Source organism: Streptomyces sp. URMC 126, assembly GCF_051386555.1.
Classification (GTDB): domain Bacteria; phylum Actinomycetota; class Actinomycetes; order Streptomycetales; family Streptomycetaceae; genus Streptomyces.
Window position 1 is genome coordinate 1 of record NZ_JBPQTX010000275.1, and the last position, 9,469, is coordinate 9,469.

At 77.0% G+C, this 9,469-nt stretch carries 8 protein-coding genes; 7 read left to right on the forward strand and 1 reads right to left on the reverse strand.

The window, feature by feature from the left end:
- Positions 1 to 63 precede the first annotated feature (63 nt).
- Positions 64 to 681 (forward strand): phosphatase PAP2 family protein, encoded by a 618-nt coding sequence (locus ACSNOK_RS26070; protein WP_436783217.1) that lies wholly within the window; start codon positions 64 to 66, stop codon positions 679 to 681.
- Between the two features lie 27 nt (positions 682 to 708).
- Here the strand turns inward: ACSNOK_RS26070 and ACSNOK_RS26075 are convergent, their stop codons facing one another.
- The gene (locus tag ACSNOK_RS26075; protein ID WP_436783218.1) at positions 709 to 1,656 is read right to left on the reverse strand and encodes a polysaccharide deacetylase family protein; all 948 of its coding nucleotides are present in this window, start codon (positions 1,654 to 1,656) and stop codon (positions 709 to 711) included.
- A gap of 627 nt (positions 1,657 to 2,283) precedes the next feature.
- Between ACSNOK_RS26075 and ACSNOK_RS26080 the strand changes: the two genes are divergently transcribed.
- The 6 genes from ACSNOK_RS26080 to ACSNOK_RS26105 all read left to right on the forward strand — a co-directional run bounded on the left by ACSNOK_RS26080 (position 2,284) and on the right by ACSNOK_RS26105 (position 9,413).
- Entirely contained in the window at positions 2,284 to 3,645 is a 1,362-nt protein-coding gene (locus ACSNOK_RS26080; protein WP_436783219.1) for a glutamine synthetase, read from the forward strand.
- Position 3,646: 1 nt separating this feature from the next.
- Entirely contained in the window at positions 3,647 to 4,786 is a 1,140-nt protein-coding gene (locus ACSNOK_RS26085) for an amidohydrolase family protein (RefSeq protein ID WP_436783220.1), read from the forward strand.
- Positions 4,787 to 4,956: 170 nt separating this feature from the next.
- On the forward strand, positions 4,957 to 5,544 hold the full coding sequence (locus tag ACSNOK_RS26090; RefSeq protein WP_436783221.1) for a TetR/AcrR family transcriptional regulator: 588 nt from the start codon (positions 4,957 to 4,959) through the stop codon (positions 5,542 to 5,544).
- Positions 5,545 to 5,765: 221 nt separating this feature from the next.
- Positions 5,766 to 7,010 (forward strand): glycosyltransferase, encoded by a 1,245-nt coding sequence (locus ACSNOK_RS26095; RefSeq protein ID WP_436783222.1) that lies wholly within the window; start codon positions 5,766 to 5,768, stop codon positions 7,008 to 7,010.
- Between the two features lie 53 nt (positions 7,011 to 7,063).
- Complete coding sequence (locus ACSNOK_RS26100) at positions 7,064 to 8,278, forward strand: wax ester/triacylglycerol synthase domain-containing protein (protein WP_436783223.1); 1,215 nt, start codon at positions 7,064 to 7,066, stop codon at positions 8,276 to 8,278.
- Between the two features lie 190 nt (positions 8,279 to 8,468).
- Positions 8,469 to 9,413, forward strand: a complete 945-nt coding sequence (locus ACSNOK_RS26105) for an alpha/beta fold hydrolase (protein ID WP_436783224.1) — start codon at positions 8,469 to 8,471, stop codon at positions 9,411 to 9,413.
- The last annotated feature ends 56 nt before the right edge of the window (positions 9,414 to 9,469 follow it).

A 9,469-nucleotide genomic window follows, 5' to 3' on the forward strand; every position in this document is an offset into this window, starting at 1 on the left:
GCGGCGGGGCGGGGACGGCGGGACCGACGGCGGCGCCCTGACGGGGCCGCGACGGGAGGGGACATGACGGTCACTCCACCGGCCTTCGACGGGTCGGGCATCGACGGCGGTCTCTACACGGCCGTCACCCGGGCGGCGCACGACGCCCCCTGGCTGCTCAACGACACCGCGTCCGCCTGGTCGGCGCTCGGCCTGGCGGCGTTCGCGGCGCTGATGACGGCGGCCTGGTGGCGCGCACGCCGGGCGGACGCCCCGGTGATGGCGCGGGCGCTGGCCGTGCCGCTGATCGTGGCCCTGGCGTACGGGGTGAACCTGGCGGTGAAGGAGCTGGTGCGGGAGGAGCGGCCGTGCCGGTCGCTGTCCGGCCGCTTCGCGCTGGAGGGCTGTCCCGCGCCGGGCGACTGGTCGTTCCCCAGCGACCACGCGGTCGTCGCCTTCGCCGCCGCGGCGGCGCTGTGGGTCGTGGACCGCGCGCTGGCGGCGGGGGCCGTCCCGGCGGCGGTGGTCATGGCCGCCTCGCGGGTCTGGGTGGGGGTCCACTATCCGCACGACGTGGCGGCGGGCGCCCTGCTCGGCGTCGCCCTGGCCGCGCCGCTGACGGTGTCGGCCGCGCGGGGAGCGCCCTGGGTGACGCGGGCGCGCCGGGGCCCGCTGCGGGCGCTGCTGCTGTCGTCGGGGTGACGGGCCGGGCCCACCGGCCCCGGCGGGTCAGCACTGGAGGGGGTACGGCACCTGCTCGGTGGTCGGGCCGGTGTTGCGGCACATCTGGTAGCCCTGGTCGCGGAGGTCGGTGATGATGCCGGGCAGGGCGTCGGGGAAGCTGCTGAAGAGATGACCGAGGATCACCCCGCTGTTCTTCTCCTCCGGGGTGGCCTCGCGGACGGTGGTGCGGATCGCCTCGGCGTCCCGGAAGGCGCCGTCCGACTGCTGCCAGTCGTAGGTGTCGATCGTCCAGTTGCAGACGCGTTGTCCGAGGCTGGCGGCGACCTCGGTCTCACGCGGGCCGACGTCGCCGTAGGGCGGGCGCAGGAAGTTGCCGGGCAGCCCGTTGCGCAGTTCGTCCTGGAGTTCCTGGTCCGTCAGCCGGGTGAGCTGGCGGTGGGACCAGGTGTGGCTGCCGACCCAGTGACCCTGCTGCCGGAGGGTGGCGGTGATCTGCGGGTACTGGGAGGCGTACTTGTTGATGAGGAAGAACGCGGCGCGGACGCCCTGGGCCTGGAGCTGGGCGCCGATGCGGGTGGCCCGTTCGGGGTCGCTGTAGGACCAGTCGTCCAGGGAGAGCAGCACCCGGCCGGACGTGTTGCCGCAGCGCTCGCGGTCGTAGCCGGCCGCGGGGTCGGGGACCAGGGCGGGCGCCTGCCGGCCGCCGGCCGGGTGGTGGTCGGCGGGCTCGGGGGCGCCGTGGCCCTCGGGGTGGTCGTGGGCGGCGGCGGGGCGCGTGCCGCAGGTGCCCATGGCCGTGCCGTGCCGGTGGTCGTCGTGCGCGCCGCCCGGCCGGGCCTGGGTCTCGCACTCCGGGCGGTCGTCCACCGCGTTCACCGCGAAGGCCGAGCCGGCCACCAGCACGGCCGCGGCGGCGGCCGTCTTCAACGGCACCCGCTTGCGGCGCCGGTGGCGTCCGCGGCCGCGCCGGAGGACGCCACGGATATCCGACATGCTGACTCCTCGACGGTGCGGGGGCGGTGGCGGGCGGCCGGTCCGGCACCTCACGCCCGGGGCTCACGGGCGCGGAGGAGCCCGCTCCGGGACGAGCACCCGGCTCGATCGGTGATCTTGGCTCCAGCCTCAGGGCAGGTATCCGCTCTCGCAACCGATGGGTCCGCCGTCCGGACCGCCGCAGGGTCCGGCGGCCGTCACGGCCTCAGGTCGGGGCGGCGGGAGGCGAGTCGGGGCGGCGGCGGGAACGGAGCGCTTCCGGTGGGTGACGCGCCGTCGGGAGGGAGCCCGCCCGGGGGGGGTGCGGCAGCGAGGCCGGTGGGGAGCCCGCCGCGCGCGGGCGCCGCGGGCGCCATGACCGGTTCGGACCGGCGCCCCGCCGGATGCCGTCCGATACCGACCGCCTCCGACCCTCCGCTGACCCCCGTTGACCAGCGGAAGCCGCCCGCCCGCACGCCGGGCGGCGGATCGGCCGCCACGCCCCGCCGCTTCCCCCGAACAGCCCCGTTCCGAGGTGAAATACGGAAGAATCCGGCCGAGGATCCAGGCGACGGACGGCGGGCCTCCGGCCCGCGGCGCCGTCGTCGCGCCCCCACGTCCACCCTCACGCCGGCGGAGGAGCCCAGCATGCAGAGGCCGGAACGGGAACGCGCGGAGTCGGCCGCCCGGCAGGAGGCCGCCCGGCTCACCGCGCTCGGGGTACGGGCCGTCGCGCTCACCTGGGTGGACAACGCCGGCATCACCCGCGTCAAGACCGTCCCCACCGCCCGGCTCGCCCACGCGGTGCGGTGGGGAATCGGGATGTCACCGGTTTTCGACGTCTACCTCACCGACGACTCCAGTGTCACCAGCCCCCACATCGGCGGTCCCGACGGCGATCTGCGTCTGGTCCCCGACCTCGGCCGGCTGACCGTGCTGGCCGGCCAGCCCGGCTGGGCCTGGGCGCCCGTCGACCGGTTCGAGCAGGACGGACGCCCGTACGCCGCCTGTCAGCGGGGGTTCGTGGGCCGGATGGCCGCGCGGGCGGCCGAGCGGGGGCTGCGGCTGCGGATGGGGTTCGAGACCGAGTGGGTGGTCGCCACCCGTGGCGGGCCCGGGCCGGACGGGACCCGGCCGCCCGGGGCCGGGCCGGCCTACGGCATGGCCCGGGTGGTGGAGCTGTCCGACTACCTCCGGGACGTGCTGGACGCCCTCACCGACCAGCGGGTGGAGGTGCTCCAGCTCCATCCGGAGTACACGCCCGGACAGTTCGAGGTGTCGGTGGCCGCCGCCGGCCCGGTCGGCGCGGCCGACCTGGCCGTGCTGGTCCGGGAGACGGTCCGCGCGGTCTCCGCCGCGCACGGGCTCGACGCCCTCTTCGGGCCCGTCGTCGCCCCGGACACCGTCGGCAACGGCGCGCATCTGCACCTGAGCCTGTGGCGCGGGGAACGGAATCTGTGCCGGGGCGGCGACGGCCCCTGCGGGATGACGGCGGAGTGCGCGGCGTTCCTCGCCGGCGTCCTCCGCGAACTGCCGGCCCTGCTGGCCCTGGGCGCCCCCTCCCCCGCCAGCCACCTGCGGCTGCGGCCCTCGCGCTGGGCCGGCGCCTACGGCTGCTGGGGCCCGGAGAACCGGGAGGCCGCCCTGCGCTTCGTCCCGGGCCCGCCGGACGCCGAGGACCAGGCCAACGCCGAGGTCAAGTGCTTCGACGGCGCCGCCAACCCCTATCTGGTGACCGGTGCCGTGATCGCCGCCGGGCTCGCCGGGATCGACACCGGCGCGGTCCTCCCGCCGCCGGTCGCGGGCGATCCGGCGCGCGGCGGCGGGCACGAGCGGCTGCCGGACTCGCCGGCCGCGGCGCTGGACCGCTTCACCCGCTCCGCGGTGCTCCGCGAGGCGCTCGGCGACCCCCTGTTCGAGGCCGTGGCCGCCGTCCGCCGCGGCGAGATCGCGCGGTACGAGGGGGCGACCGCGCGGGAGCTCGTCGACGCGACCAAGGGACGGTACTGACGTGAGCTCCGCGGTTCCGCCGCCCGCCCTGGTCGACCACCACTGCCACGGCGTGGCCCGGTCCGACCTCGGCCCGGACGCGTTCGTCTCCTTCCTCAGCGAGTCGGACGCGCCCGCCGCCCCCGGCACCAGCTTCTTCGACAGCCAGCTCGGCTACGCCGTCCGCCGCTGGTGCCCGCCGCTGCTGGGCCTGGACCCCCACTGCGCCCCCGCCGAGTACCTCGAACGGCGCCGGGAGCTGGGCCCGGCCGAGACGGCCCGGCGGCTGCTCGGCGCCACCGGGATCACCGACTACGTGGTGGACACCGGCATTCCCGGCGACCTGACGTCCCCTCAGGAGCTGGCCCGGATGGGCGGTGCCGCCTGGCACGAGGTGGTCCGGCTGGAGCGGCTGGCCGAGCATGTCGCCGACACGACGGACGGACCGGCTCGCTTCCTCTCGGAGGTCGCCGACGCGGTGGAAGCCGCCGCGGGGCGGGCCGTCGCCTTCAAGTCGGTGGCCGCGTACCGCTACGGGCTGGACTTCGAGCCCAATCCGCCCGGCCGGACCGAGGTGCGCATGGCGGCCGACCGGTGGCTGGCGCACCGGGCCCCGGGCGGCCGGCTGGCCGACCCGGTGCTGCTGCGCCATCTGCTGTGGTCGGCGGCCGAGACGGGCCTGCCGATCCAACTGCACACCGGCTTCGGCGATCCCGACCTGCGGCTGCACCGCTGCGACCCGGCGCTGCTCACCGACTTCGCGCGGGCGGTCCGCCCCACCGGGTCGGCGCTGGTGCTGCTGCACTGCTACCCGTACCACCGCGGCGCGGCCTATCTGGCGCACGCCTTCCCGCACGTGTACGCGGACGTCGGGCTGGCCCTGTCGTACAGCGGGGCGCGGGCCGAGGCGGTGCTGGCGGAGGCGCTGGAGCTGGCCCCCTTCGGCAAGCTGATGTTCTCGACGGACGCCTACGGGCTGCCGGAGCTGTACGTGGTGGGCGCCGCGCTGTTCCGGCGGGGCCTGGACCGGCTGCTGGCCGGGTGGGTGGGCGACGGAGCCTGGTCGGCCACGGACGCGGAGCGCGTGGCGGAGCTGGTGGGGGCGGGGAACGCGCGGCGGGTCTACGGGCTGGGCCGGGCGGACGGGCCGTCCGCGCGCTGAGCCCGGCCGGCCGCGGGGACGGGTACGGCCGCGCAGCGGCAGCGCCCCGGGGAAGCAGGGCAGAGCTCGGGCGAACGCCGTTCGCGTCAGGTCGGGCAAGCCGACCAGCGGGCCGCTGCCGGCCCTCACGCCCGCCGGGCCCCTCACGCTCCGCTGTGTAAGGTGACGCTGTGACATCACCAGTCCCCGGCCGTCGGCGCCCGCTCTCCCGGGCCCTGATCGTCGCCACCGCGCGCCGGATCGCCGACGAGGACGGCCTGGGTTCCCTGACGGTGCGTCAGGTGGCCCGACGGCTCGGCACCGGCCAGGCGTCCCTCTACCGGCACATCACCGACCGGGGCCAGTTGCTGTCCCTGCTGGCCGAGGACGTGGCCGCACGGCTGCCGCGCCGTACGGACGGCGGCGACCCTCGGGAGCGGCTCCGGGAGCACTGGCTGGCCGCCCACGACCACCTCGCCCGGCACCCCTGGGCGGTCCGGATCATCGCCGACGGCGAGCACGCCGCCGACGCGGCGGCGCCGTTCGCCGACGGCGCCCTCGCCGCCCTCACCGAGGCGGGCCTCCCGCCGGACGACGCCGCCCGCGCCCACCGCGTCCTGTGGCACCTCCTCCTCGGCCACCTCCTCGACTCCCGCCCCACCGGGCGCGCCCGCACCCCGTGCCGTCAGGCCGACGAGCCCCGCGCCGACTTCGCCTGGGCGCTGTCTCGGATGCTCGACGGGGTGCTGGGCGGGGTGCTGAGCGGCCGACGGGTCTGACACGACGGCCCGCCGGCCGGCGACTGCCCGGCACGCGGTACGTCAGGCCGTCGGCGTCCGGTCCGCGCCGGACGCCGGGAAACCGCACACCTGCGCCCAGGGTGGCACCCGTGCCGTATCCGGCCGGGGGCCGCGTCGTTGTTCCGGCAGGCACACGCCTCGTGACACGCCGGACGGTCCCGGCGGCAGGGGAGCGCCCGGGAGCAGGGAAGGCCGGAACATTGCGCATCGACATCATCACCGCGGGCACGACGGGTTCCGTCGTCCCGTACACCGGCCTCGGGCACCGGCTCGTGGCCGAAGGGCACGAGGTGGAGCTCGTCACGCACGCGAAGTTCGCCGATACCGTGACCTGCTGCGGCCTCCGGACGCGCCCCCTGGAACCGGACCCGTTCGAGGACCTGCTCGCGGCGCACAACACCTTCCGGAGCGCCCGCCGTTCGCCGCGCGCCCTGCGCGATCTCGCGCGCGCCACCGAACGGGCGGCCGTGCGGCTGGTCGACGGAATGCTCACGGCCGTGGACCCCAAGGCCGACCTCGTCCTGCTGTCCACCCTCGCCGCGCCCATCGGCCGGGTGGTGGCCCGCTACCACAAAGTGCGCAGCATGGGCGTGTTCCTCCAACCGGACGTCCCCACCTCGGCGTTCCCCCCGTGCGTCCTGCCCTGGCAGCCGCCCGGGTACGCCAACCGGCTCCGGGCGCGGGCGGTGAACGCCGTGACCGACGCCCTCTACGCGGCGGCCAACCGGCGGCTGCACGCCCGGCTCGGGCTGACCTGCCGGAGCGTCCATCTGCTGCGCAGGGAACGGGAGAAGAGCCACTGGCCGATCTGGCACGGCTACAGCCGCACGGTCGTCCCCCGGCCGCCGGACTGGCGGCCCGGCCTGCGGGTGGCGGGCTACTGGTGGCCGCACGAGTGCCCGTCCTGGCAACCCCCGTCCCTGGTCACCGACTTCCTGGCCGCCGGGCCGCCGCCGGTGTTCGTCGGGTTCGGCAGCATGATGCCCGGCGATCCGGAGCGGCTCGGGGACGTCACCGCCCGCGCCCTGCGCCGGGCCGGGCTGCGCGGCATCGTGCAGGCCGGCTGGGCCGGGCTCTCCGTGACCGGTGACGACGTCATCACGGTCGGGCCGCTGCCGCACGGCTGGCTGCTCCCCCGGACGGCAGCCGTGGTGCACCACGGCGGGGCCGGGACGACGGCGGCCGGGCTGCGGGCCGGCGTACCGGCCGTGCCGGTCCCTCATCTGACCGACCAGCCCTGGTGGGCGTCGCGCCTGGTGCGCCTGGGGGTGAGCCCGGGGGCGCTGCCGGTGTCCGGGCTGACGGCCGGACGGCTGGCGGACGCGCTGTCCCGCGCCACCGGCGAACCCCGGTTCGCCGCACGGGCGTCGGAGCTGGCGGGGCGGCTGGCCCGGGAGGACGGCGCGGGCGCGGTGGCGCGGGCGGTGGCGGCGATGGCGCCGTGACGGGGCGGGACGATGTCGGAGCGGTGCCGGGCGCGCGGGCGTCCGGTGTCCCCATGCCGCCGCTCGACGCCTGGCTGCACCGGCACCAGAGCAGCGGGGCCGTCTGTATGACGGTGGCGCTGCTGGCCTGTTTCACGGGGCCCGCGCCGGAGCCGGACGGCCTGCGGTCGCTCGTCGAGAAACGCTGGTCGGGGTACGGCCGGCTGCGGCTGACCGCCGGCGGGGCGGCCCACCCGGCGTGGCCGAGGTGGACGTCCGGGGTGTGGCCGGACCTCGTCCGGCACGTCGTCGGCGCGCCGGACGGCCCGCCCGAGGCGCACGTCGCCCGGCTGCTGGCGCGGCCGCTCGATCCGGCGGAGCCGCCGTGGCGGCTGCACCTGCTGCCCGGGGCGGCCGGCGACGACGGGTTCGCGCTGCTGCTCCGCGCCCACCACTCCCTCCTCGACGGCCGGTCGCTGCTCGCCCTCGTCCGGGACCTGCTCGACGGCCCGCCGGCCGTGCCCGGCCCCCGGCCGGCGGCCGAGGCCCCGCGGACCCCGCGCCGGCCCCTGCGTGCCCTGGCCGATCTGCTGCCCCGGGCGCGGCCGCTGCCGTTCCACGGTCCGGTGGACGCCCGCCGGGCCGTCGCCTGGCGCCGCGTCACCGGCGCGGAATTGGACGCCGCCCGGGACGCGCTCCCGTCGGGGCGCGCCTCGGCCAACGCCGTCTTCCTGGCGGGGGCCGCCGGGGCGCTGCGGGCGGCGGAGGCGGCCGGCCGGCTGCCGTTCCTGCCGGGCGTGTGCGCGATGGTGCCGGTGGACGTCCGCCCGGCCGGGGGCGCGGTGGAGCTCGGCAACCACTACGCGACGGTCCGCGTCCCGCTCCCGGTGACCGGCGGGGCGCGGCGGCGGCTGGCCGCGGTGGACGGCTTCACCCGGCGGGCGGCGCCGCGGGAGCGGGCCCGGGCGCAGGCGCTCGCGGTGGCCGCGGCGCCCCGGCGGCACTCGCCGCTCACCGACGCGCTCGGCCGCTACGTGGACTCGCCGCTGTACGCGTCGGTGCTGTGCAGCAGCCTGGCGGAGCGCACCGGCCCGCTGGTCCTGGGGGCGGCCCGGCTGACCGGGCTGTCGCTGCTGCCGCCGCTGAGCCCGGGGCACCCGCTGGCGATGACCATGACGCGGGACACGACGGGCGCGACGCTCGCCGTGGTCGCCGACCACGGCCACCGCGTGCTCGCCGGCCGGCTCGCCGCCCTCCTCCGGGACGAGATCCGTGTGCTGGGCGGATGACCGGCCGGGTCGTACCCGGCTCGGGACGCCCGTCAGGAGTAACGTCCTCCTATCGGCTCTCGTTCCTCTGGTGTAAGACACCCATTCCCCTGGTGATGGCACCACGAGATCCCGCCCGCGCGGGGCACGGGGACGCTCCCCGGCGTCGTCCGGACGCGCGGCCACGATCGTGAAACGGAGACCGGCTCTGATGACGCCTACCGCACTCTCGGAAGAGGTCGTTCCGCTTACATACGGCGGTTTCGGGTACAGCGGCCGGATCATCCACCACCCGGAGCCGAGCATCGCGCCCGTCGTCCTGGTCGGAGGCGCCTTCCAACATCAGGGGGGCTGGGGCAGGCTGGAGCGGATGCTCCTGGAGAGCGCCAGCGTCGTCACCGTGGACCTGCCGGGCTGGGGCACCTCCGACCGGCTTCCGGCGCACCACGGCATCGACTTCCTCGCCGGGGCCCTCGACCGGCTGCTCGCGAGGATCGCCCCCTGCCCGGTGAACGTGGTCGGCGCCTCCTACGGCAGCGCGGTGGCGCACGAGTGGGCGCGCCGGAACCCCGGGCGGGTCGAGCGGCTGGCCCTGGTGGGCACCATGTCCCGGCTGACGGACCACGTACGGGCCAAGGTGGAGCTCACCATCCGGATGCTGGAGCGAGGCAGCCACGCGGAGTTCGTGGACCAGGTCATCGGCACGATGGTCTGCCGGGATCCCCGGATCACCGTGGCGCGCCGGCCGGTCGTGATCCGCTGCCTCACCCAGGCCCTGAACCAGCTGACCACCGAGGGCGTGGACAAGTACCGGGAGAACTCCCGGCGGCTGCTGGACCACGCCGAGTCGCCCGGCGGCCCGGCGGTGCAGGTCCCGGTGCTGGTGACGACGGGCGAGCACGACCCGCTCACCACACCCGACCTCAGCCGCGAGGTGTCGGCCCGGTGCCCGGACGCCCGGTTCATCGCGCTCAAGGACGCCGACCACCTCGTCCATCTGGAGCGCCCCACGGAGATCGTCGACCTCCTGCTGCGCTTCTTCGGCGGGCAGCCGCTGACCGGGCTGGACTACTGCCACCCGGTGGAGCACCTCGGGCTCCTGGGCCGCGCCGCCGCGGCACGGGCCCCGCTGCCCTCGCCGCGCACCGGCGGGTAGCACGGAGCGAACGGCGGAGGAACGGAGAAGCGGTCCGGCGCCCCCCTCGGGGGCGC

What these genes read in the sequence shown, in the direction of transcription:
- ACSNOK_RS26070 (WP_436783217.1), top strand. Translation starts at nt 64, where the DNA reads ATGACGGTCACTCCACCGGCCTTCGACGGGTCGGGCATCGACGGCGGT.
- ACSNOK_RS26075 (WP_436783218.1), bottom strand. Translation starts at nt 1,656, where the DNA reads ATGTCGGATATCCGTGGCGTCCTCCGGCGCGGCCGCGGACGCCACCGG.
- ACSNOK_RS26080 (WP_436783219.1), top strand. Translation starts at nt 2,284, where the DNA reads ATGCAGAGGCCGGAACGGGAACGCGCGGAGTCGGCCGCCCGGCAGGAG.
- ACSNOK_RS26100 (WP_436783223.1), top strand. Translation starts at nt 7,064, where the DNA reads ATGCCGCCGCTCGACGCCTGGCTGCACCGGCACCAGAGCAGCGGGGCC.
- ACSNOK_RS26105 (WP_436783224.1), top strand. Translation starts at nt 8,469, where the DNA reads ATGACGCCTACCGCACTCTCGGAAGAGGTCGTTCCGCTTACATACGGC.